15 protein-coding genes and 4 pseudogenes are annotated in these 23,166 nt (G+C 62.7%); 12 read left to right on the top strand and 7 right to left on the bottom strand.

The window, feature by feature from the left end; genetic code table 11:
* Positions 1-99: 99 nt before the first annotated feature.
* Complete coding sequence (locus ACETMP_RS20055; RefSeq protein WP_375157534.1) at positions 100-804, bottom strand: helix-turn-helix domain-containing protein; 705 nt, start codon at positions 802-804, stop codon at positions 100-102.
* A 170-nt stretch (positions 805-974) separates the two neighbouring features.
* Here ACETMP_RS20055 and ACETMP_RS20060 point away from each other — a divergent pair, with 170 nt between their 5' ends.
* Positions 975-1,733, top strand: a complete 759-nt coding sequence (locus ACETMP_RS20060) for a Bug family tripartite tricarboxylate transporter substrate binding protein (RefSeq protein ID WP_375157535.1) — start codon at positions 975-977, stop codon at positions 1,731-1,733.
* On the top strand, positions 1,672-1,962 hold the full coding sequence (locus ACETMP_RS20065) for a Bug family tripartite tricarboxylate transporter substrate binding protein (RefSeq protein ID WP_375161939.1): 291 nt from the start codon (positions 1,672-1,674) through the stop codon (positions 1,960-1,962). Before ACETMP_RS20060 ends, ACETMP_RS20065 begins: the two co-directional genes overlap by 62 nt.
* A gap of 111 nt (positions 1,963-2,073) precedes the next feature.
* On the opposite strand, the gene ACETMP_RS20070 is transcribed toward ACETMP_RS20065, so the two are convergent.
* A complete protein-coding gene (locus tag ACETMP_RS20070; protein ID WP_375157536.1) occupies positions 2,074-2,826 on the bottom strand; it encodes a HugZ family protein in 753 nt (250 codons plus the stop codon).
* A 241-nt stretch (positions 2,827-3,067) separates the two neighbouring features.
* Between ACETMP_RS20070 and ACETMP_RS20075 the strand changes: the two are divergent.
* The 5 genes and pseudogenes from ACETMP_RS20075 (at position 3,068) to ACETMP_RS20095 (ending at position 7,172) form a co-directional block, all read left to right on the top strand.
* Positions 3,068-3,770, top strand: a pseudogene (locus ACETMP_RS20075) (response regulator transcription factor).
* Between the two features lie 205 nt (positions 3,771-3,975).
* Positions 3,976-5,772, top strand: a complete 1,797-nt coding sequence (locus tag ACETMP_RS20080) for a stimulus-sensing domain-containing protein (protein ID WP_375157537.1) — start codon at positions 3,976-3,978, stop codon at positions 5,770-5,772.
* Positions 5,773-5,798: 26 nt separating this feature from the next.
* Positions 5,799-6,323: an HPr kinase/phosphorylase gene (locus ACETMP_RS20085; protein WP_375161940.1), complete on the top strand. Its 525-nt coding sequence runs from the start codon at positions 5,799-5,801 to the stop codon at positions 6,321-6,323.
* A 133-nt stretch (positions 6,324-6,456) separates the two neighbouring features.
* Entirely contained in the window at positions 6,457-6,858 is a 402-nt protein-coding gene (locus ACETMP_RS20090; protein ID WP_007597752.1) for a PTS sugar transporter subunit IIA, read from the top strand.
* Entirely contained in the window at positions 6,855-7,172 is a 318-nt protein-coding gene (locus ACETMP_RS20095) for an HPr family phosphocarrier protein (protein WP_375157538.1), read from the top strand. The genes ACETMP_RS20090 and ACETMP_RS20095 overlap by 4 nt, the downstream gene beginning before the upstream one ends.
* Positions 7,173-7,281: 109 nt before the next feature.
* Here the strand turns inward: ACETMP_RS20095 and ACETMP_RS20100 are convergent.
* Positions 7,282-8,906 (bottom strand): annotated as a pseudogene (locus ACETMP_RS20100) (glycosyltransferase family 39 protein).
* Positions 8,907-9,019: 113 nt separating this feature from the next.
* Between ACETMP_RS20100 and lepA the strand changes: the two are divergent.
* On the top strand, positions 9,020-10,831 hold the full coding sequence (gene lepA / locus ACETMP_RS20105) for a translation elongation factor 4 (protein ID WP_375157539.1): 1,812 nt from the start codon (positions 9,020-9,022) through the stop codon (positions 10,829-10,831).
* A gap of 149 nt (positions 10,832-10,980) precedes the next feature.
* On the opposite strand, the gene ACETMP_RS20110 is transcribed toward lepA, so the two are convergent.
* The 3 genes from ACETMP_RS20110 to ACETMP_RS20120 form a co-directional block, all read right to left on the bottom strand.
* On the bottom strand, positions 10,981-11,187 hold the full coding sequence (locus ACETMP_RS20110; protein WP_375157540.1) for a hypothetical protein: 207 nt from the start codon (positions 11,185-11,187) through the stop codon (positions 10,981-10,983).
* The gene (locus tag ACETMP_RS20115) at positions 11,184-11,597 is read right to left on the bottom strand and encodes an SRPBCC domain-containing protein (protein ID WP_375157541.1); all 414 of its coding nucleotides are present in this window, start codon (positions 11,595-11,597) and stop codon (positions 11,184-11,186) included. Before ACETMP_RS20115 ends, ACETMP_RS20110 begins: the two co-directional genes overlap by 4 nt.
* A 161-nt stretch (positions 11,598-11,758) precedes the next feature.
* A complete protein-coding gene (locus tag ACETMP_RS20120; protein WP_375157542.1) occupies positions 11,759-12,772 on the bottom strand; it encodes a serine hydrolase domain-containing protein in 1,014 nt (337 codons plus the stop codon).
* A 479-nt stretch (positions 12,773-13,251) separates the two neighbouring features.
* On the opposite strand from ACETMP_RS20120, the gene ACETMP_RS20125 reads away from it, so the two are divergent.
* Positions 13,252-14,472 carry an MFS transporter gene (locus tag ACETMP_RS20125; RefSeq protein WP_375157543.1) on the top strand — a complete coding sequence of 407 codons (1,221 nt, stop codon included), beginning with the start codon at positions 13,252-13,254 and terminating at the stop codon, positions 14,470-14,472.
* 311 nt (positions 14,473-14,783) lie between these two features.
* Positions 14,784-18,224, top strand: coding sequence for an SIR2 family protein (locus tag ACETMP_RS20130; protein ID WP_375157544.1), 3,441 nt, complete (start codon positions 14,784-14,786; stop codon positions 18,222-18,224).
* 144 nt (positions 18,225-18,368) lie between these two features.
* Here the strand turns inward: ACETMP_RS20130 and ACETMP_RS20135 are convergent.
* Positions 18,369-20,533 (bottom strand): annotated as a pseudogene (locus ACETMP_RS20135) (EAL domain-containing protein).
* 461 nt (positions 20,534-20,994) lie between these two features.
* Between ACETMP_RS20135 and mepA the strand changes: the two are divergent.
* Together mepA and modA are read left to right on the top strand one after the other, a co-directional pair.
* On the top strand, positions 20,995-21,939 hold the full coding sequence (mepA, locus tag ACETMP_RS20140) for a penicillin-insensitive murein endopeptidase (RefSeq protein ID WP_375157545.1): 945 nt from the start codon (positions 20,995-20,997) through the stop codon (positions 21,937-21,939).
* Between the two features lie 467 nt (positions 21,940-22,406).
* A pseudogene (modA, locus tag ACETMP_RS20145) lies at positions 22,407-23,158 on the top strand (molybdate ABC transporter substrate-binding protein).
* The last annotated feature ends 8 nt before the right edge of the window (positions 23,159-23,166 follow it).

Below are 23,166 nucleotides of genomic sequence, written 5' to 3' on the forward strand. Positions count from 1 at the left end.
TTTTTGTAGTTGCCCGAAGGGAACTGACGATGGCTCCTGCGGCATCCTGAAGGTCGCTCAAATGTCGGGCCGCAAACTCTTCCACTGTGAATGCTGTCTTTATCCAGCGAATATTAATTGAACCATGAATACGTCGGCCGTCGAGCAGCGGCACAGCAATTGCGGCTGCCCCGTCATCGTAAAGCCCCTTTCCGTATCGACCGGACCGATAGCTGGCATCGCGTGTCGCATAACCCCGCCGACGCACCTCGGCGAGAATTCTCTCGAATTTCTTGGGATCGCTCGCCAACCAATCATGAGGGTGGTTGGATTTTCGGAGTGTGCGCAGATTGCTTCTCGCTCTTTCTCCGGGCACCACGCGAGGTACGCACGACCGACGCCCGTCATCAGCCAACCGACTCTGCCACCCACGCGGCTTTGAGGCCCCTGCAGCATGAATGGACTCTGCGGCATGTTCGTCTCGCGCCGCTCCATACTGTCACCTGCAGGCACAAACAGATCAGCGGGCCATTTCACGGTCTCAAGCAGTTGAGCGAGAACAGGCGCCGCAGCCTCGGCAACTCGATCGTACCGGTCGAGCTTTCGCACCACATCGGTAAAAAGACTGAGCCGATAGCGGCCGTCAGCTAGACGGCGCGCTACCATCCCGGACTGCTCCAACGTGTTCAGGATGCGCAAAAGGCTGGGCTTGGAGATCGAAGTTGCTGTGTAGATCTCGTGAAGAGACGAAATCGGCTCGGTATGCAGAAACTTGAGGACCTGCAGTCCGCGTTCCAGTCCCTTGATTGTCTCAAGCTTCGGCATGGTCCGCGTCCCAATGGGAAATCCAATTTGATCACTGCTTGCAGGTCAAGTCCAGCATTCCGGATTGCGGAATCGATAGTTCCGACAAGCGGAAAGCAGTCCGATTTTACTGGCTTTCCAAGCGGCTTTGCGCGCGAACTACGAAATATCGCCATCGCTGAGAGGCTAAAATGGCAAAGCAAGCATTTCGTCAAACCGTCCGTTTGTTCTCTCTCTTACTGACCGCCGCAACGACGGTAGCACCGGCGACTGCGCAGTCCTGGCCGTCTGCTCCGATCCGTATCGTCGTCTCAGGCGGGGCCGGCGCGCCTCCGGACATTATCACCCGCATTGTCGCCAATGAATTGATGCAGAGCGAAGGCTGGCGGATTGTCGTCGAGAACAAGCCGGGGGCCATTACCACGCTTGCAGCCGGCGAGGTGCTCAAGCAACCGTCCGACGGACATTCCATTTTCGTCTTCTCGATGGCCGCCTCGGCCGCTCCCGCCCTTCTGTCGAACGTCCCCTTTCGCTATGACACAGATTTTGCACCGGTCATCAAGGTCATGACCGTGCACAATGTTCTGGTTGTGAATCCGTCCATGGGCGCCACGTCGATGGGAGAGCTTGTCGCCTTGCTGAAAAGCCAGCCCGACAAGCTCAGGTATTCATCTGGCGGGAATGGCACGCCGGCGCATCTTGTGGGTGAGCAATTCAGGCTTCGAACCGGCGTAAGCGTGACTCACGTCCCCTACCGAGCCTTGCCGCAGGCGATCGGAGATCTCCTAAACGGCACCAACCACTATCAGTTCATCACACCGCTTCCCGTTCTCGAGGCTAATTTCCTCCGGAAAGCTGCGCGCGCTTGCCGTCACGGCGCCGAAGCGCCTGGCAGCGCTGCCCGATATTCCCACCGTGGTCGAAGCAGGATTCTCCGAACTCGTCACTGAAGATTGGCTTGGCTTCGTGGTGAAGAGCGGCACGCCCGATGCCATCGTCAGCAACCTTAACCAGGCGGTCAACAAGGCGTTGGCGAAGCCCGGCGTGCGCGAGGCCTTTGCAAAAATTGCGGTGGAGCCTGCCGGCGGCACGGCCGCTGAATTTGGCACCCATATCAAGGCTCAGCTCGCGCACTGGGCCAAGGTCGTAAAGGATGCGGGGATCAGGCCGCTCGAGTGAGGCTTCGGCCGCGCGGCGATCTTGCAGCTGGATTTTCCGCGTTGGGGTCATCGGCGATAATGCTCTCCCTGATCAAAAGCTTCCGCTCGGCGCTCAAAGCCGACCTCAAATTCAAGAGTCCACGTCCTGGTCGTCCACCTTGCCGCGCGCTTCGCCAGCAAGGCGTACCAGCATCTTGCGTAGCGACGTGCCGTCGGTCACCCGCTCCGGGAAGTCCAGCCGCAGCGCGATCTGGCCGTCCTGCAGGTCGAGGCCTTCCGGATCGCAGCCGGTGCAGCGCCAGTCACCCGCGCCGGCACCCAGGAGCCTCGTCGCATAGAGGACCATGGTCTCCCGATGGTCGGCATTCATATGCGCGACGGCTGCCTCCTCCGCCGCCAGCAGATCCTCGGCCCCGGTGAGATCCGTGAGGAACCGCTCGGGCTTGAGATCGACGATCCGGCCGAAACCGGCGACCAGATGGGTTCCCGTCGGGCGAATCCGGAAGAAGGAAAAATCCTTAAAGGAGACAAAGCCTTCCGCCGAGGGATGGGCATTGAGATACCGCCGCTGTACCAGTTCCTTCTCGGCGTCGACCTGCTCCGCCCGGCCGGACAGCATGATCCGGGCGCCTTCCAGCGGATCGCCTTCCGCCCGCTCGTCCAGCATCAGCGAGACCCGGCTGTCAGCAAGAATATTCCTTGTATGCACGGCAAGGCCCGAGATCAGCAGAATGGGCGAGCCGTCGGGATGGCTGGCCAGATTGACCAGGGAACAATAGGGGTCGCCGCTGCCGGCCATGAGGGTTGCCAGCGCCCCCTGGCGCGATCGTCGCAGCAGGGATTTTGCGAGCTTTGCGGGGTCGAAATCAGCGGTCGGTTGCATCGGCTTTCTCGGCTCAGGTGGTTGCATCGGAGGCCTTTTTTCGGGTAAACGGGGGCCTGGTTATGGGTCGACATGCGGCGAATCTGCCGTGTTTCGTGGAACTTGGTCACACTTCAGCCCAGCTTGCATTGCTCGGTGACAAGGTTCGAACGCCGATTTCGGCACCCATGTATGCGGCGCATCAGTGGATTGCTCGCCGTTTCAAGCCACGACCCAAACGGAAAGCAGAAAGCAGAGGCTCATGCCCACAATCGCTTTGGTCGACGACGACCGCAACATTCTCACATCCGTCTCGATCGCGCTGGAAGCCGAAGGCTATCGCATCATGACCTACACCGACGGCGCCTCCGCGCTGGACGGTTTCCGCACCACCCAGCCTGATCTGGCCATCCTCGACATCAAGATGCCGCGCATGGACGGCATGGAGACGCTGCGCCGCCTGCGGCAGAAATCCGACCTGCCGGTGATCTTCCTGACCTCCAAGGACGAGGAGATCGACGAGCTGTTCGGCCTCAAGATGGGCGCCGACGATTTCATCCGCAAACCGTTCTCACAGCGCCTCCTCGTCGAGCGCGTCAAGGCGGTGCTGCGCCGCTCGGCGCCGAAAGACCCGACCGTCGCGCCGAAGGAGAACGACGCCAAGGCGCTCGATCGCGGCCTTTTTGCGCATGGACCCCGAACGGCATACCTGCACCTGGAAGAACGAGCCGGTGACGCTGACCGTCACCGAATTCCTGATCCTGCAGGCGCTGGCGACCCGGCCCGGCGTGGTGAAGAGCCGCAACGCGCTGATGGACGCAGCCTACGACGACCAGGTCTATGTCGACGACCGCACCATCGACAGCCACATCAAGCGGCTGCGCAAGAAGTTCAAGGTGGTCGACAACGAGTTCGAGATGATCGAGACGTTGTACGGCGTCGGCTATCGTTTCAAGGAAGCCTGAGGCGGCAGGCAGCTTCACGAACGGACGACGAGCATCGCCGGTTCTGATTGCATCGGGACCGGGATCGCTCCAAAGCGCGATGAGATCATCGTGCTCTGGTTTGTTTCTCGAGCATGATCCTTTCGGAAAACCGCTGCACACTTTTCCGGATCATGCTCTAGAATGTGGGGACCTTCTCAACGCCGTCTGAACACGGGCGTAAGCATTGCTGGACCGAACGCAGCCTGATCCGAACCAGAGCGCCGGCGACGTCGCATCCGACGGCGTTCAGGAGCCATTTGCCGAAGCCAAGCCGCAGGGCTTCCGACCGCTGAACTGGCTCAAGCGCGCCGGGCAGTTCTTCTTCGCGCTGTCCTTTTCCAGCCTCACCCGCCGCATCGTCTCGCTCAACCTCGCCGGCCTCGTCGCGCTGGTCGCCAGCATCCTCTATCTGTCGCAATTCCGCGCCGGCCTGATCGACGCGCGGGCGCAGAGCCTGCTGGTGCAAGCCGAGATCATCGCCGGCGCGATCGCGGCCTCCGCCACGGTGCAGACCAACGCCATCACCATCGATCCCGACCGGCTGCTCGACCTCAAGCCGGGCGAGACCTATGGCGGCTCGGACGAATATTCGCCGCTGGACTTCCCGATCAATCCGGAGCGGGTGGCGCCGGTGCTGCGCACGCTGATCTCGCCGACCAAGACGCGCGCCCGCATCTACGATCCGAACGGCAGCCTGCTGGTGGACAGCCGCAACCTCGAAAACGTGCTGCGCTACAACCTGCCGCCGCCGGCCGAGAAGCCCGGCATCGTCGAACGCGGCATGGTCGCGGTGCGCACCTGGCTGAACCGCGGCGACCTGCCGCTCTATCGCGAGCTCGGGCCCGAGAACGGGAACGGCTATGCGGAGGTGGGCGATGCGCTCCAGGGCCAGAAGCGCTCGATGGTGCGGGTCAATGCCCGCGGCGAGGTGATCGTCTCGGTCGCGGTCCCCGTGCTGCGCTCGCGCGCGATTCACGGCGCCTTGATGCTGTCGACCCAAGGCGACGACATCGACCAGATGGTCACCGCCGAGCGCCTCGCCATCCTCAAGGTCGGCGGCGTCGCGGCCGCCGTCATGATCATGCTGTCGCTGCTGCTCGCGAGCACGATCGCAGGTCCTGTGCGCCGGCTCGCCGACAGCGCCGAGCGCGTCCGCCGCCGCATCAAGGCCCGCATCGAGATTCCGGATTTCACGCGCCGCCGCGACGAGATCGGCCATCTCTCGGGCGCATTGCGCGACATGACGAGCGCGCTCTACAGCCGCATCGAGGCGATCGAGATGTTCGCCGCCGACGTCGCCCACGAATTGAAGAACCCGCTGACCTCGCTGCGCTCGGCGGTCGAGACGCTGCCGCTGGCGCGCAACGAGACCAGCCGCGCGCGCCTGCTCGAGGTGATCGAGCACGACGTCAAGCGGCTCGACCGCCTCATCTCGGACATCTCCGACGCCAGCCGCCTCGATGCCGAATTGCAGCGCCAGGACGCGATCCCGGTCGATTTGCGCCGCCTGCTGACGACGCTGGTGTCCGTCGCCAATGAAACCAAGCTCGGCCATGACGTCGCGGTCGAGACGCGCTTCGAGGGCCGCAGCCCGACCGACACCTTCGCGGTGACCGGCCATGATTCACGACTCGGGCAGGTGGTCTCCAACCTGCTCTCCAACGCGCAGTCGTTTTCTGAGCGCGGCAAGAAGGTGCGCCTCACCTGCCGCCGCGTGCGCGGAGAGATCGAGATCGTGGTCGACGACGACGGCCCGGGCATTCGCGACGACGCGCTGGAGCGCATCTTCGAGCGCTTCTACACCGACCGTCCGCATCAGGGTTTTGGCCAGAACTCCGGCCTCGGCCTGTCGATCTCCAAGCAGATCGTCGACGCCCATGGCGGACGCATCTGGGCCGAGAACCGTGCAGGCCCGCCGGATGACGAGGGCGTCCCGACGATCGCAGGTGCGCGCTTCGTGGTCAGGCTGCCGGCGCTATGAGCCAGGGTGGATTGAACGACGGCAGCTTGAACGAGGCCGGCCCGAGCGTTCACGCCTCCGCGGTCAAGGTCGGGCCCGTAGCGGTGCTGATCCGCGGGCCCTCGGGCTCGGGCAAATCGCGCCTTGCCTTCGATTTGATCATGGCGGGACGCGCGGGCGTGGTCGATAGGGCCGTTCTGGTCGGGGATGACCGTGTCCATCTGGCGACACTCGGCAATGAAATTGAGGTCCGCCCGGCGCCGCGCCTCAAGGGCCTGATCGAGATCCGGGGCCTCGGAATCCGCCGCTGCGACTTCGTGGAGCATGCGACCGTCGGTCTCGTAGTCGACCTCGACGCCACGGACGCCGAGCGCCTGCCGCCGGCCGAAGCCCTGAAAACCAGCATTTCTGGTGTCGAAATACCGCGAATCCCGGTGACCCGCGACCATTCACCCCTCCCCTTGGTTGTCGCGGCCTTGACCACTACCAAGAGTTCATCTTCCGTTAACCCTTCAGGCGATTGTTTGAAGGGAAATGGTAACCATATGAACCCCACTATCGCGACCGAATAGACCGGCGCAGCTCCCCTCATCCATCCGTCTAGATTCAGGGAGATACGCAACATCCCCTCTTGCGCGGGGGCTCTGGATGGTCAAAGTGGCGCGTTCGTGCGGTGCACCAAAAGCGCCCGCGAGGAGTTTTCCGATGATTGGTCTAGTACTTGTGACCCACGGGCGCCTTGCCGATGAATTCAAGGCAGCGCTTGAGCATGTCATGGGCCCACAAAAGCAAATCGAAGCGATCACGATCGGCGCCGAAGACGATTCCGATCTCTGCCGAAGCGACATCATCGAAGCGGTTAACCGCGTCGATTCCGGCGACGGCGTTGCGATCCTCACCGACATGTTCGGCGGCACGCCGTCGAACCTTGCAATATCCTGCATGAGCCGGCCCAAGGTCGAAGTGCTCGCGGGCATCAACCTTCCCATGCTGGTGAAGCTCGCCAAGGTGCGCGAGGAGCGTCCGCTGCCCGACGCGATCGCGATGGCCCAGGAAGCCGGCCGCAAGTACGTCACCATCGCCAGCCGCGTGCTCGCCGGCAAATGACCGGCGAGGCGTCACAAGCGGGGACAGGCGTGCCCGCGGGCGCGATCTCCAAGGATCTCCTGATCATCAACAAGCGCGGCCTGCACGCCCGCGCGTCGGCAAAATTCGTCCAGGCGGTCGAGCGCTTCGACGCGCAAGTGTGGGTGACGCGCGGCGGCGAGACCGTCGGCGGCACCTCGATCATGGGTCTGATGATGCTCGCCGCAGGACCCGGCACCACCATCACGGTCGCCGCCGCCGGCACGGATGCCGAAGCCGCGCTCGCGGCGATCACCGAGCTCGTTGAAAGCAAGTTCAACGAGGAAGGGATCTGACGTCATTCCGGGATGGTGCGTTAGCACCAGACCCGGAATCTCGAGATTCTCAGGTGCGCAATTGCGCACCATAGTTCGATGCTGCGCATCGAACCGGAATGACCTTTGGTCATTTCCCCGGCGGTACGATGTAAACATTCCAGCTCATCGACGGGCCGGCCTTGCCGTGGGTGAAGCGGCGCGTGGTCATCACGAGGCGCTCGGCGTTCGGCGCGGTCTCGGATATCCATTTCTCGAACTTGGGCAGGCGTTCGTCGCTGGCATCGACCACGCCGATGAAGCCGTATCGCTTGACGTCATCGAGCGAGGTCAGCCCGGAGGCCCAGGCTTCGTTCGGCGTGAACGGGCTGGGGTGATCGGCGCTGTAGAACACCATCGGCTGGATCGTCTCCATCGTGCCCGCAACGACGGCCCAGCGCGAGGCGAAGCGCGCGTGCCAGGCCTGGGTCAGCTCGCGCGCGAGCTCGAGCGCGCGCCATAGGTCGCGGTGTTGCCGGCATTGGCTGTCATCTCGCGCGCGGCGATCCAGGGCGAGGCGACGAGCGTCGCGACGCTGAGCACGAGCCAGATCGCGGCGATGTTGAACAGGCTCGCGCTTTGCACGCGCAAGGTGGGGATCGCGACCAGCGCCAGCGGCACCAGGAAGAACAGCGAGATGCCCCAATCGGTCTTCATGTAGATGCTGAAGACCAGCGCGCCGAGCGGCGGGCCGAACGCGACGACGATCTGGATGATCCAGACGTTCAGCGCCTGCGAGACATTGACGCCCGAATTGGCGCCGCGCCGCCACGCCCGCGTGACGATGCGCGCGGGCGCGCGCGCCAGGAGCGTCAGCCACGGCGGCACTAGCGCCATCGCGAGCCCGGCGAGCGCCACCGGCAAGGCCAGCAAACCGAAATTATGCAGGAGGTAGCCGGCGACGAGCTGATGCACCTGGCTCTTGTCCTGGAGGCTGTAGGTGTCGCCGGCATAGGTCAGCGGCACGAAATGCGCCTCGGCCAGCCAGACGATATGCGGGATCATCGCCAGCGCCATCGTCGCGATCGCCACCCATGGCGCCGGCGAGAGCAGGAATCTCATCCGATCCGGATGGATCAGCGCGGCAAGCCCGATGGCGCCGATCATGGTCAGCACCCAATATTTGGTCATCAGCGCCAGCGCGCCGGCGAGCCCGAGCAAGACGCCGGACTGCCAGCTCCGCTTCTCGAACGCGTTGAGATAAGCAAGCACCAGCAGCGGCAGCGTGACGAGCTGCAGCAGATCCGGGTTGTACTTGAAGCCCTTGAAATTGAAGATCGGGTAGAGCGCCACCATCACCACGACCAGGAAGGCGCGGCGCGCATCCACCACGCGCAAGGCCACCAGCCAGCAGATCACCATGCCGACGCCGACGGTCGCCATCGCCAGCGCATAGGTCGCCCAGTCCGCCGCCGGGAACGCGCTGAACCAGAGGCCGGCCACCCAGCCCGACAGCGGCGGGTGCTTGCCGTAGCCCCACAGGAATTTCTGGCCCCAGCCATAGGCTTCCGCGACGTCCATGTGAACGTCCTGCGCCGCCTTGAGATTGATCAGGATGAAGGTCCAGAGCACCGCATGCAGGATCGCGAGCTGGATCACCAGCCACAATCTCGCCTCGGGGCGAACCGCGCAGGCAACCAGCCAGGCCCGGACGCGGGCAAAGCTCAGGCGGGACTTCGCGCGCGCCCTTTGGGTGGGAAGAGACGTGATCGACATGGGCCGTTGCTAGCGCGTTTTGGGCGATCGTGGAATCAGCTTGGCGTGAACAAAGGCCCTGAAATTACAGCAATATGGTTGCCGCAGGGGGATGTGAGTGGTATCCCGCGCCCATGACGACCGTCCCCATTTCCAACATCCGCAATTTCTCCATCGTCGCCCATATCGACCATGGCAAATCGACGCTGGCCGACCGCCTGATCCAGATGACCGGCGGGCTCTCCGACCGCGAAATGGCGGGCAAGGAGCAGGTGCTCGATTCCATGGACATCGAGCGCGAGCGCGGCATCACCATCAAGGCGCAGACGGTGCGCCTGTCGTACCGCGCCAAGGACGGCAAGGACTACATCTTCAACCTGATGGACACGCCCGGCCATGTCGACTTCGCCTACGAAGTGTCGCGGTCGCTGGCGGCGTGCGAAGGTTCCCTGCTGGTGGTCGACGCCAGCCAGGGCGTCGAGGCGCAGACGCTCGCCAACGTCTATCAGGCGCTCGACAACAATCACGAGATCGTCCCGGTCCTGAACAAGGTCGACCTTCCCGCTGCCGAGCCCGAGAAGGTCAAGCAGCAGATCGAGGACGTCATCGGCATCGACGCCTCCGACGCGGTGATGATCTCGGCCAAGACCGGCCTTGGCGTCCCCGACGTGCTGGAGGCGATCGTCACGCGTCTGCCGCCGCCGAAGGGCGACCGCGACGCGACGCTGAAGGCGCTGCTGGTCGACAGCTGGTACGACGTCTATCTCGGCGTCGTCGTTCTGATCCGCGTCGTCGACGGCGTCATGAAGAAGGGCCAGCGCGTGCGCATGATGGGCACCGGCGCGGCCTACGACGTCGAGCGCGTCGGCTTCTTCACGCCGAAGATGCAGCAGGTCGACGAGCTCGGCCCCGGCGAGATCGGCTTCATCACCGCCGCGATCAAGGAAGTCGCCGACACCCGCGTCGGCGACACCATCACCGACGACAGGAAGCCGGTCACCGAAATGCTGCCGGGCTTCAAGCCCGCCATCCCCGTCGTGTTCTGCGGCCTGTTCCCGGTCGACGCCGACGACTTCGAGACGCTGCGCGCCGCGATGGGCAAGCTGCGGCTGAACGATGCCAGCTTCTCCTTCGAGATGGAGACCTCGGCCGCGCTCGGCTTCGGCTTCCGCTGCGGCTTCCTCGGGCTTCTTCACCTCGAGATCATCCAGGAGCGGCTGTCGCGCGAGTTCGATCTCAACCTGATCGCGACCGCGCCGAGCGTCATCTACAAGATGAAGCTCACCGACGGCAGCGAGCTCGAGATCCACAATCCCGTCGACATGCCCGACGTGGTCAAGATCGCCGAGATCCAGGAGCCCTGGATCGAGGCGACGATCATGACGCCCGACGAATATCTCGGCAGCGTGCTGAAGCTGTGCCAGGACCGCCGCGGCGCGCAGAAGGAGCTGACCTACGTCGGCTCCCGCGCCATGGTGAAGTACGATCTGCCGCTCAACGAAGTGGTGTTCGACTTCTACGACCGGCTGAAGTCGGTCTCCAAGGGCTACGCCTCGTTCGACTATCATCTCACCGATTACAAGCCGGCCGATCTCGTCAAGATGCAGATTGTGGTCAACGGCGAGCCGGTCGACGCGCTCTCGATGCTGGTGCATCGCACCCGCGCCGAAGGCCGCGGCCGCGCCATGGTCGAGAAGATGAAGGAGCTGATCCCGCCGCACATGTTCCAGATTCCGATCCAGGCGGCGATCGGCGGCAAGGTGATCGCCCGCGAGACGGTGCGCGCGCTGCGCAAGGACGTCACCGCGAAATGCTACGGCGGCGACATCACGCGCAAGCGCAAACTTCTGGAGAAGCAGAAGGAAGGCAAGAAGAAGATGCGGCAGTTCGGCAAGGTCGACATCCCGCAGGAAGCCTTCATTGCGGCGCTGAAGGTGGACAGCTGAGCGACCTCCCGAACTGAGCCGCCGATACCGACCATCGTCATGCCCGGGCTCGTCCCGGGCATCCACGTTCCTGGCGCCGTGAAGACGTGGATAGCCGGGTCAAGCCCGGCCATGACGGCGGAGAAGCGAGACCGGATGTCGTGGCTGGATCAGCTCGGCGCGAGCCATTGGGACTCGCCAAAACCAAAAACTGCGAAAACAACCCCATGCACAGTAGCCGTCCCATTGGCGGCATTGCGCTTTTTCGGTTTGGCGAAATCCGTTTGCCCTGTCGGGCAAAACAGGGGCAGGTTGGTAGCATCGCAAGGGTGCGTAATGCCGGCGTCCGGCAGCACGTCCGCGTCCTGATCATTCACCGCGTCCGCTTCGCCTCGACATATCTTGCGAAATTGTCGAGGATCGCCTGCCAGCCGCTCCGCTGCTGCTCCTCCGAGTGCGTCGTTTCGCCATCGAAGACGACACGCACGACAACGCCCTTCACGCCCGGCACGAACTCGACCTCAGCCTTCCGATCGCCGAACGCATATTCGATCCGCTCGTGCTCGACGATCCTGGTGTAGGTGCCGGCGAAGTCGAAGCCCATGCTGCCGTCCTTGGCCTCCATCCGGGACGAGAAGGCGCCGCCTTCGCGCAGGTCGACCGCCGCCCTGGTCGTATGCCAGTCGTCGGACGCCGCATTCCACTTCACGATGTCGGCGGGCGTCGTATAGGCCTGCCAGACCTGATCGATGGGGGCGGCTACGCTGGTCTCAACGGTGATCCTCATGGGCATGCTCCAGTTCAATTCTTTCAGGCGGGGCACCATCATGTCCGGCATGCGCAGCCATCGGCAGCGCTTTTCGGGATTTGCAGACCAAGGACGATCGAACCTCGCCGGCGCCGACAGGGCCGCCGCTAAAATCTGCGAGCCGAGACGCCCTCAGCCCATCATTGCCCGAGCTGTTGCAGCACGGCGGACCACAGCGCGAGCGGCTCCCGCATTCCTCCCGGCTCGGACGGCTTCTGGCGAACGGCGGTGTGCACCATGACGAGCTTGGAGGCCGGATCGACCAGGATGACCTGACCGCGGATGCCGAGCAGGGCAAACCTGCGCTGCTCGCCAGGGAGGAGCCACACCTGATAGCCGTAGCCGAAATAGGGCGTCGCGACCCGCGGCGCGAGATGGCCATCCTCTGGCCTGACGGTCGTTGCATCGAGCAGCCATTGCCGGGGGATCAATTGACGGCCTTCCCAGGCACCGTCATGGGCGAGCAAGCGGGCAAGGCGCGCATAGTCGCGCAAGGTGGAGTTGAAGCAGCAAAAGGCGACCTCTTGCCCGCTGCCGTCGATCGCCCACGAGGCATCCGCTTCGGTGCCGATGGGGTCCCAGATGCGGTCGTGAAGATAGTCGGCAACCGGCGTGCCCGTGGCGGCGCGCAGGACCAGGCCGAGGATTTCCGTTTCAACGCTGGCATAGTGCCATCTGGTCCCCGGCGGTGCGGTTCGGGTATTGAATTGCGCGACAACGGCGACGGGGTCCTTCGGCTCGCCGACGAACAGCGCCCGCCCGAGCCGGGCAATGTCGTCCTTGCCGTCATAGACTTCCGAGAACGCGACGCCTGAAGACATGTTCAGCAGGGCACGGATGGATGTGTTTCCATATTCCGTTCCTGCAAGGCCGGGAACGTAGGTCGAGGCGAGGTCGTCGATCGACTTGATCCGCCCCTCCGAGACCGCGATCCCGACCAGCATGGCCACCAGCGTCTTGGCCATGGACTGCGAGACAAAGCGGTGGCGGTCGGTCCGTGCATATTGATAGTGCTCGAACAGGATGGTGTCGTCGCGGGCGATCAGGAGTCCCGTCACCGGGTTGCGCTTGAGGTAGTCCGCGATGCTCAGCCGCTGATTATCGAAACTATAGGCAATCGACGGCTCCGGCGCGCGCTTGAATGGCCAGGCCACCGCCGCACGGCGAACCGGGCGCGAGCGGTACAGCTCGTCGAAATGGCTGTAGGCCCCGACCAGCTTGTCAAGCTGGGGGCGCCCCCGCGTGTGCCGACCGGATAGCCCTCGGCCGCGCCGTAGAGCTCGGCATCCGGGCCGCTATCCGAAAACACCGGCCCCGGCTCGCGGGCGGAGCTGCGGCCGTCGTCTGCGCAGGCTGGGGATGCCGCGACCGCGGCGGCGAGCATGGCTGACAAGACAAGCCCACGGCAATTGCGCGGCCTGCAGAGCGCTTCCCATGTCATTGGACTTGCCTCCTCACGCGTTCTTGCGGATGCGTTAGTGAGAACAACAAAGCAGGCCGGTGGCGAGCGGAATGCTATCATGACGCGCAGGCGGTGTCAGCCGTGCGCCCAGCGCGCCTTGCTCTCCGGAAGCGGATGGGCCACGATCTCTCCCGCGCACCACCAACAAAACCAACAGCGCCGAGGAAACGCATGAGCAAGCCGTCACGCTTCGACTATGGCTGGGTCGTTGTCGCCGCAGGCGCGCTGATGACGTGTGTCGGGTTCGGCACGATGCTGTCGCTGGCGGTGTTCCTGCAGCCGATCTCGGACGCCATGGGCTGGTCGCGCGCCGGGGTATCGGCGGCGGCGACGCTGGATTTCCTCTTCATGGGATTTGCCGCGTTCCTGTGGGGCGCGCTGTCGGACCGGTTCGGCACGCGCATCGTGGTGCTCGCGGGAAGCCTGTTGCTGGGGCTCGGCCTCGTCACCGCGAGCCAGGCGACGAGCTTATGGCAGTTCCAGCTCTGCTTCGGCGTGCTGATCGGCATTGCCGCCGGCAGCTTCTATGCACCGATGATGGCGCTGGCGAGCGCCTGGATCGAGAAGAACAGAAGTCTCGCCGTGGCGCTGGTTTCGGCCGGCATGGGCGTGTCGCCGGTGACGATCGCACCGGCCGCGAGCTGGCTCATCACGGCCTACGACTGGCGCACCGCCATGCTGGTGATCGGCTGTGCCGCCTGGGCGCTGCTGATCCCCGCCTGCTTCCTGGTGCGTCCGGCACCCGCGGCCGCGGTCGACACGCGTGCAGACGCGGCGCCGGAGGTCGAGCTGACCGCGGCGCAGGCGTTGCGCACGCCGCAATTCATTGCGCTGGCGGCGGCGCATTTCGCCTGCTGCGCGGCGCATTCCGGCCCGATCTTCCACATGGTGTCGTACGCAATGGTCTGCGGCATCGCTCCGCTCACGGCGGTGACGGTCTACAGCGTCGCCGGCGTCTCGGGCCTCGGCGGCCGCCTGCTGCTGGGCGCGCTGGCCGATCGCATCGGTGCCAAGCCCGTGCTGGTCGGCGGGCTCCTGGTGCAGGCGATCTGCATCGCGACCTATCTTGCGGTGGCGCAGCTCGGCGAATTCTACGCGCTGTCGGTCGTGTTCGGCCTCGCCTATGGCGGGGTGATGCCGCTCTATGCCGTGCTGGTCCGCGAGTTCTTCGGCGCGCGTATCATGGGCACGGTGTTCGGTGCGGTGTCGGCTTTCGCCAGCCTCGGCATGGCGCTCGGACCCTGGGCCGGCGGACTCGTGTTCGACAATTTCCAGCGCTACACCTGGCTGCACGCCGGCTCCTTCGCGATCGGGCTCGCCGCCGTCGCGGTGGCGCTGAGCTTCCCGACCAGGCGCAGGCCATCGCTCGCCCTCGGCCGCGCCGCGGCCTGACACCGGAAGCACGCGCCCGCGTATTCGACTTGGCTCACAATGACTAGAGCGTGTGCTACATTTTGGTTCGATCCAGCAGAAGTTTCATACTTTGAGAGCCTATTAACCTGCCATGACTTCAGATCAAATCGAGCGATCCCTTGTTAACGTCCTTACTCATCCTGACACGGTATTGTTCGTCGGATCAGGCATCTCCGTTTGGTCAGGCTTACCGAGTTGGAATTCGCTGCTCTCCGGCTTGATCGCTGCATGTGAACGCCGTGGCCGGAGCGCACTACTTGCCCAAGACGCCTTAGCCTCGAGGCGACCTATTGGATTCGGCTGACAAGCTCGCAGATCAGATAACTCCTTTGGAGATCGCATCGACGCTGCGAGAAGACCTTGGCTTTGCTAAGGCGCGCCCTCACGAAATTCACGAACTCATCACGAACCTTGGCCCAGAACGATTCGTAACCACCAATTTTGACTCGCTGATTGAGCAGCAACTCGGCCTGCAAAATCGCCTTGGTGAGTTCCGTACAGTAACCAACCGGCAAGTTGCCGATCTAGCCGACATTCAGAAGGCCAGTGCAAACCATTTCATCTTTAAGCCACACGGAGACTTGTCAGAGGCTGAAAGCCTTGTTCTATCTTCAACACAATATGATCGCATACTGTTTGGATCTGCAAACCTCGTAAGGGCGACCCTCGATACTCTATTCGTCAGCAGGCCTGTGCTGTTTATCGGATACGGGCTACGCGATCCGGATATGCTGATCCTCCTTCGTTCCCTAAAAGAACGTTACAACGGGAACGCGGGAGAGTTGTGGGCCATCGTTGCGGACGCGAGCAACGAACTAATGGAGTACTACTGGCGCCAGTATCGGCTGAGAGTTGTCGGCTACCCCACCACTTCGAATGGAGCGTCTCATCAAGAGCTGATAAGCCTGCTTCGAAAGCTTCGTCCCCAATTGAACCGAAAGCTTGCCTCCAACTTCCCAACAAAATCCTCGGACCAAGAGCGCGAACTGATCCGTTATGCAGCGCGTCTAATCCAGCCCACCTCCGGAGCCACCTTTCCACTGAAGGTCCTGTTCGGAAGCTGGCACAATCGTGGTCGCTTTCCGGAGTGGATACAGCGTTTCCACGGAGCTAGCCTAGCAAGTCTCTTAGAAGAGTTACCTGCATCTTTTATTCTTCAGGGACCGGCGGGCTCTGGAAAATCATTTGCTCTGGGCGAGCGTATCGCGCGGGCTGGACGCAAGCTGCTCGATTGGTGTTTGTCCGATGATAAGCAAGGCGACGCTCCCGATATTCCGATCCTGTTGGACGCCCGCCTCTACAGAGGGCATTTTGACTCTCTTGTGGCCGCCACCGTTCCCAGATCACTTGATCTCGCTACGCTTTCTCAATCGCACACCATCATTCTCATCGTCGACTCGCTAGACGAGATGCCCTCGGAATATTTAGACTCCGGACAGTGGCGCTCAGAACTCGAAAAGCTTATGGCCAGCCTCGATGGTGCCCTGATTCAATTTGGGACACGCCGGGCCGATCTAGCGCCAGATCCTAGCTTGCCCGTATTTCTGATTCATAGTCTAGACGATCAATTCGTCCGGTCTAATTTAGAAGAAATGGGCCGATGCAAGGAAGATGTTTCACCTGATCTGTTCAACGCTCTAAAGACCCCATTCGTTCTGACGCTTGGAAGACGTTTGCTTGGATACCATCGAGATATTGCTTCGGCTCCGGCGCTGTTTTCGAGATTTCTCACTCGCTCACTCGAAGCGGCAGCTCCTACTAGTCCGGATGATACTCTCAAACGCCTTTCGAAACTTGCAGCTGACGTGTTGGCGTCTGGATTTGACACGATTCCTATCGAGCACGTTGCGTTCAAATTGGGGACCAACAAAGATCAACACACATCGATATCCAAAGACGGACGGCGATTTCTCGATCGTCTAGTCAGCGTCGGCATATTTGTTTCTGAGATCGACGAACACGTGCGATTCGCACATCGTTCGATTACCGAATTCCTTGCGGCGAATTATCTTGCTAACTCTTGGCGCAGCAACGACGCCTCACTAGAAAATGTCCTTGCCGTCAGAAGATGGGACAATGCAATAGCTTGGGCCGCCGCCCTGCTAAACGATCCTGAAGCAGAGCAACTATTGCGCGACGTTTATATCATGGATGCGGAACTAGCAGCAGCGATCGCTCATGCTGCGGAAATCGGAAAAGACAACCTTTGGAGCACCTTTGTCGACCTCCTGATAAGTTATCCACTCTCTGACGAGCGGCAGCGAGAGCTTGTCTATGCAATGGAGAATTGGACCATCCCGGACAGCATCGTCCCTAAACTTAAGTCATTGACCGATCGTGACGATGAGTTGGGCGGATGGGCTGCTGCGATGCTGCTGCCCTTCCAAACCGGCGAAGACATCTGCACGTGGATTGACCGACTACGCAAAAATAGAAAGGGCTTCAACTTTCTCAACTGGTTCAGCCCGGCCCTCGGCGAGCGGATCGACAATGATAAATTGCTTTCGCACCTTCTCACTGCTCTCGAAACGAGCGACGCGGAAGCGAGCCAAATGAGCGACCGCGCTAAATCGGACCCTGATCGAGTTCAATTCGACTACAGTGGGCTAATAGGTAACATTCCAAAGCCGCAACGAGACGCGCTACTGGCATGGTCCCGAAAGAAGTCGACACATATTAGAGGCATAATCTGTAGCGGTCTTCGCGAGATCAACAACGACCTTACTGTACAAAAGTATCTTACAGAGCAATTCGATAGAGGCGTTCCGCAAGCCGTCTTCTCACTGTATCTGGGACTGAGATACGGCAAGGGCACATGGCGGTGGTGGTCTCCTCGCTTCACAGTTCGACGCAACAAGATGCTCGTCGCGCCAATTAGAGAAAATGCTCCTTCCCGCTGGGAGATGGAATTGCTTAGGAGCCTGGCGGAGCGAGATGCCGACTGGAGGCTCGGGCTCAAAGAAACTGCAAAAGGTGAACGCAACACGGCTCTGCGTCGTATACTGCTTGCGCTTGCATCAAGTCCAAAGAGTGCGGGCGCAAAATCTATCGTGGTCGACGTCCTCAAGAAGCCTGATTTTGCTTCCGAGGCGGAGTTAAATTTTTGCTCTCTAGCGACAGACTATGAATTCGAACTGGAGGAGCCGCTGGTTTTGGCAGCTTTGGGCAAAAACGTTCGAAGGGTCTTAAAAATCCTGAATGACTTATTCTTGGGTGGCATCCACGAAAAGATTGAGTTGAAAATAGAGCGCGCCCTGGACTGGATTGCTATCATCCATTCGGAATTTAGGGAGGACGAATGGCTAACTGACGGACCACTCTCTTTCGTGTGCCGGCACTTAGCACGAGCCACGCCGATCTCTGATCATCAAACGCTGATAAGCATGGCTAATGACCCTAAGGATCATCGTAGAGATTTTATCCTAAGCATGATATTGTTGCATATTGTTGGAGTGACAACAGATCAGCTCAACAAGCCAGCAGCACTTCGTCTCCTGGAAATGTACGTAAAGGGCAAAATGGAACCCGTACCTTCGCCTGGTGAAGTCGCTACAGAAAACTTTATTGCTGAGATTGTCTTGCCATACGCAGAAGCAATTGGAAGCGATCCTTGGGAGCGCAGCGCAGTTGAACAAATACTGCTAGATGCTGGACGTCGTCACGATCGACGTTATCAAGCGCCTTGGTTTTCGACCATAGCATCCGGGACAGCACACATCGATCGTGTTTGAAGATCGATTTCATTCACCAGGGTGCGACCTGTATCATCCATTAGTCGGCGAAGGCCTTCGAGACAGTATATCGCATGGCTGGCGCGGCACTCACCCAAATGCGACCTCCCGCAATTCAAGCAGGGAGAGAGGTGAGTGGCGCGCTCACGCCACCAGCGCATCCTCGTCGCCGTCGATGCCGCGCTGTGCGGCGAGCAGGCTGACGATCTCGATATTGGGCCGGGCCTTGCTGAACAGAAAGCCCTGGCCTTCGTGGCAGCCTTCCGCGCGCAGGCAGCTCAGCTCGGCTTCGGTCTCGACGCCTTCGGCGGTGATGGTGACGCCCAGGCCTTTGCCGAGGCTGACGATGGAGCGGATGATGGCCTGCGCCTCGCGGTTGGCGCCGAGATCGCGAACGAAGGACTGATCGATCTTGATCTTGTCGAAGGGGAAGCTGCGCAGGTAGCTGAGGCTGGAATAGCCGGTGCCGAAATCGTCCATCGAGATCCGCACCCCCAGAGCGCGCAAGGCATGCAGCGTCGCCAGCACCTGCGCGCTCTTCTCCAGGAGCAGCGTCTCGGTGATCTCGAGCTCGAGCCGCCGCGGCGGCAGGCCGGAAATCTTCAGCGCGTCCGTCACCATCGAGAGCAGATTGCCGCTGCGGAACTGAAGCGGCGAGAGGTTGACGGCGACGCGGACGTCATCCGGCCAGGCCGCGGCATCCAGGCAGGCCCGGCGCAGCATCAGCCCGCCGAGCGGATTGATCAGGCCAGTGTCCTCGGCGACCGGAATGAACTCGGCCGGCGAGACCATGCCGCGCTCGGCGTGCGGCCAGCGCACCAGCGCTTCGAAGCCGGTGATGCGGCCGCTCTGGAGGTCGATCAGCGGCTGATAGTGCGGACGCAGCACGTCGCTCTGGATCGCGTCGCGCAACTCGACCTCGATCTTGCGGCGGCTCTGCGCTTTCGCATCCAGCGCGGCCTCGAAGAAGGCGAAGCTGCCCCGCGCATCCTGCTTGGCGCGCGACAGCGCCATGTCGGCGCCCTTGAGCAGCTTCTCCAGGAATCGTCGCCGTCGCCCGGCGCCATCGCGATGCCGATCGAGGCGCCGATCACCACGGAATGACCGTCGAGCAGATAGGGATCGGCGATGGCCTCGAGCAGGCGCTTTGCCAGTCCCACCGCGTCCTCGGGCCGCATCAGGCCGCTCTGCACAATCGCGAACTCGTCCGAGTTGAGCCGCGCCAGCGCGTCTTCCTCGCGAAGCGTCGAGCGCAGCCGCTTGGCGACGCCGCGCAACAGCTTGTCGCCGACCGCGTGTCCGAGCGTGTCGTTGACCGCCTTGAAATTGTCGAGCCCCAGCATCAGCAGCGCGACCTTCTCGGGGCTGCGCCGCGTGTGCAGCAGCATCTCGTCGGTCTGCTGGCGCAGCAGGGCGCGGTTGGGCAGGCCGGTCAGGGCGTCATGCTGGGCCATGAAGGCGAGCCGCGCCTCGGCGCGCTTGCGTTCGGTGATGTCCATCAGCGCCAGCAGCACCGCGGGCCGGTCGGCATAGGTCAATTCGCGGAAATAGATCGCAAGGTCGATCAGCGCGCCGTCGGCCTTGACGTGCTTCCAGGTGCGGCCGGCCAGCTCCTCGCTGGAACGATCGGCAGTCCAGGGCGGCTCGCTGTCGAAGGCCTGCAGGGAGCGGATCTTCAGCCGCTCGAACTCGGCGCGGCTGTAGCCGTAATGCGCGACCGCGGCATCGTTGACGCCGAGGATGCGCTCGTCGTCCAGCGCGCAGACGATCATCGGGACGGGATTGCCGTCGAACAGCAGGCGGAACGAGGCTTCGCGCTGCTTCAGCTCGGTGATGTCGACGCGCAGGCCGACCACGCCGCCGTCATCGGTCAAGCGCTCGTCGATCAGGACGACGCGGCCGTCCGACAGCTTCTGCTCGTGGCGCGCGCCGGGCTGATAGAGCTTTTGCAGGCGCTCGGCGATCCAGGCTTCTTCATTGCCGATGGCCTCGGGATAGTCGCCGCGGGCGACGCCGATGCGCAGCGTGTCTTCGAGGCGCGCGCCTTCCTCGAACAGATCGGCGGTCTTGCTGTAGATCTCGGCGTATTTCTTGTTCCAGAGGACGTAGCGGCCTTCGGCATCGAGGAACACGATGCCCTGCGGCAGGATGTCGATGGCCTGGCGCAGCCGCTCATGGGATTTGCGCGCGTCCGCGATCGCGGCTTCCGCCTCGGCGCGACTGCGCAAGACCTCGTCGTGTTCGGACAGCGGTCGCGGTGCGCACGCGAAGCGCGGCTTGCGCGGCGATCGGCCGGCCCGGGCAGGCACGCCTTGCCTTCGCTTTTTTGCTTTTCGAGACTTCAAACCCAACTTCACTCGTTCCCGTCGCGCCCGCCCGCGCAAGTCCTGAATGAAAAAGTCTTGGGGCAAGTGTCTGAAAAAAAAGTAATCTCGCCCGGCCGCGGTCGGCGCCAGGCGGACCTTGCTGCCTGTTTGCGCGGCGTGGCCATGGCGGCAGGCGCCATCAAACCCTGTCCGAAGCCGCAATCGTTGGTCGGCCTGATGCAAAATTGCGCGCGCGCTTGTTTCAGTTCCGAAATCACGCACGATTGCATGCGATCCGCGGATTTTCCTCGCGCCGCGCACGAATTTTGGTCAATGCAGGATACGGTTATTGCCGCCTTAAGAAACGCGGCCTGAGACACGATTTAACGAGCAGCGCCGAGCCGGCCGCCGGCTCCAGCCTCATTCTTACCCCTGATGCGGCATTGGGCTATAAGGACGTCTGCATGAGTCGCCGCGGCATCATCCTCCTCCTGCTCTGGTTCGTTCCCCTGGCCGCCGGCACCGCGCTGGCCCAGGACAAGGGCAGCGTGAATCCGAAGCCGCTGCCGCCGCTCGCCAATCCGAACGACCCTGATCTGGCCGCCAAGGAGCTGTTCGCGCGCAAGCTGCTGCCGTCCAAAGGCCCGGCCCATGTCATCGGCTCCTACACCAAGGGCTGCATCGGCGGCGCACAGCAGATGCCGCTCAACGGCGATCACTGGCAGGTGATGCGGCTGTCGCGCAACCGCAGCTATGGCCACCCCGAGATGATCGCGCTGATCAAGCGGCTCGCCGCCAAGGCGCACAAGGACGCGCGATGGCCGGGCATCCTGGTCGGCGATATCGCGCAGCCGCGCGGCGGCCCGGCGCTGTCGGGCCATGCCAGCCACCAGATCGGTCTCGACGCCGACATCTGGCTGACGCCGATGCCGGACCGCCGCCTCTCCCGCGAGGAGCGCGAAGACATGTCGGCGGTGATGATGGTGCGTCAGGACCGGCTCGACGTCGACACCCGTGTGTTCACGCCGGGCCATGTGCTGGTGCTGCGCGATGCGGCGCGGGAGCCGGCGGTGCAGCGCATCTTCGTCAACGCCGCGATCAAGAAGGCGCTGTGCCGCGAGGCCAAGGGCGACCGCGCGTGGCTGTCGAAGATCCGCCCCTGGTGGGGCCACGACTACCATTTCCACATCCGCATGCGCTGCCCGGCGGGTGCCGAGGAGTGCGAGGGCCAGCCGTCGCAGGCCGAGGAGGAAGGCTGCAAGCCCGCCGATCTCGCCTATTGGTTCTCCGACGCGGTGCTGCACCCCAAGCCGCCGCCGGAGCCGCCAAAACCGAAGCCGCCGATGACGCTGGCGCAGATGCCGGCGGCCTGCAAGGCGGTGCTGAACGCAGGCGATGCGAAGCCGTAAGAGTATGCTGGTCGCCACGCTCTCGGTGTCGTCCCGGACAAGCGCGCCCTAAGCGCGCGGAGATCCCGGACCCATTGCCCCAGGGAGTGGTTTGGCGAAGACTCGGAATTGCCGGCGTCGCTCCACAGGCATGTTCTCGAAGTATGGGTCCGGATCGGCGCTCCGCTCTGGACAACGCTGCGCGTTCTCCAAAGCTGCGCTTGTCCGGGACGACAGTGGTGATTGGGGTGCGCGCCCCGGGATGACGCACCGGGTTTGACCTTCCGACCTGGCCTGCTATCTTCGCTGCTGCGATATCCCACGCTGGCCGTAAGCCACCGTGGAGCCGTGGAACGGCGCGTCCGCCCGTCGCATCTGACCCACCCAACGCCAGATTTGCGTGCGCCGCCTGCGCGCGCGAGCTCGCACGGAGCGCATCCATGTTTCGTCTGTCCGGACTTCTCACCGGCTTCGTGATACTTTCCTTCATGATCCTTGCCGCCGCCCCCTCTCGCCGGCCGCGGCCGAGGACAAGACCATCACGGTGTTCGCCGCCGCCTCGATGAAGAACGCGCTCGACGAGGTCGATGCCGCCTACACCGCCAGGACCGGCGTCAAGTTCTCGGTCAGCTATGCCGCGAGCTCGGTGCTCGCCCGGCAGATCGAGCAGGGCGCGCCGGCGGACGTGTTCGTCTCCGCCGACACCGACTGGATGGACTACGCGATCGCCAGGAAGACCATCAATGAGCCTTCCAGAGTCAATCTGCTCGGCAACAGCCTCGTGCTGATCGCGCCGAAGGATTCCAGGATCGACAACGTCGCGATTGCCCGGGGCTTCGACCTCGCCAAGCTCGCCGGCGACGGCAGGATCGCGACCGGCGACGTCAAGTCGGTGCCCGCAGGCAAATATGCCAAGGCGGCGCTTGAGAAGCTCGGCGCCTGGCAGGCAGCCGAAGCGAAATTCGCGATGGCCGAGAGCGTGCGCGCCGCGCTGACGCTGGTGGCGCGCGGCGAGGCCAATCTCGGCATCGTCTATGCCACCGACGCCAAGGTCGAGCCCGGCGTCAAGATCGTCGGCACCTTCCCGGCGGACTCGCACCCCGCGATCATCTATCCGGTTGCCGCGACCACGATCGCGAAGGCCGGGACCAGCGACTATCTCGCCTTCCTGCGCACCTCGGTGGCCAAGTCCATTCTGGAAAAGCACGGCTTCAAGTTCCTGATCAGCCCGACAATCTGATATTCAGC

The organism is Bradyrhizobium dasycarpum, assembly GCF_042019905.1.
Lineage (GTDB): Bacteria > Pseudomonadota > Alphaproteobacteria > Rhizobiales > Xanthobacteraceae > Bradyrhizobium > Bradyrhizobium japonicum_B.

Bases quoted from the DNA above. Each gene is read 5' to 3' on its own strand.
- ACETMP_RS20055 (WP_375157534.1), bottom strand. From the start codon at position 804: ATGCCGAAGCTTGAGACAATCAAGGGACTGGAACGCGGACTGCAGGTC.
- ACETMP_RS20060 (WP_375157535.1), top strand. From the start codon at position 975: ATGGCAAAGCAAGCATTTCGTCAAACCGTCCGTTTGTTCTCTCTCTTA.
- ACETMP_RS20070 (WP_375157536.1), bottom strand. From the start codon at position 2,826: ATGCAACCGACCGCTGATTTCGACCCCGCAAAGCTCGCAAAATCCCTG.
- ACETMP_RS20090 (WP_007597752.1), top strand. From the start codon at position 6,457: ATGATTGGTCTAGTACTTGTGACCCACGGGCGCCTTGCCGATGAATTC.
- ACETMP_RS20095 (WP_375157538.1), top strand. From the start codon at position 6,855: ATGACCGGCGAGGCGTCACAAGCGGGGACAGGCGTGCCCGCGGGCGCG.
- lepA (WP_375157539.1), top strand. From the start codon at position 9,020: ATGACGACCGTCCCCATTTCCAACATCCGCAATTTCTCCATCGTCGCC.
- ACETMP_RS20115 (WP_375157541.1), bottom strand. From the start codon at position 11,597: ATGAGGATCACCGTTGAGACCAGCGTAGCCGCCCCCATCGATCAGGTC.
- ACETMP_RS20125 (WP_375157543.1), top strand. From the start codon at position 13,252: ATGAGCAAGCCGTCACGCTTCGACTATGGCTGGGTCGTTGTCGCCGCA.
- mepA (WP_375157545.1), top strand. From the start codon at position 20,995: ATGAGTCGCCGCGGCATCATCCTCCTCCTGCTCTGGTTCGTTCCCCTG.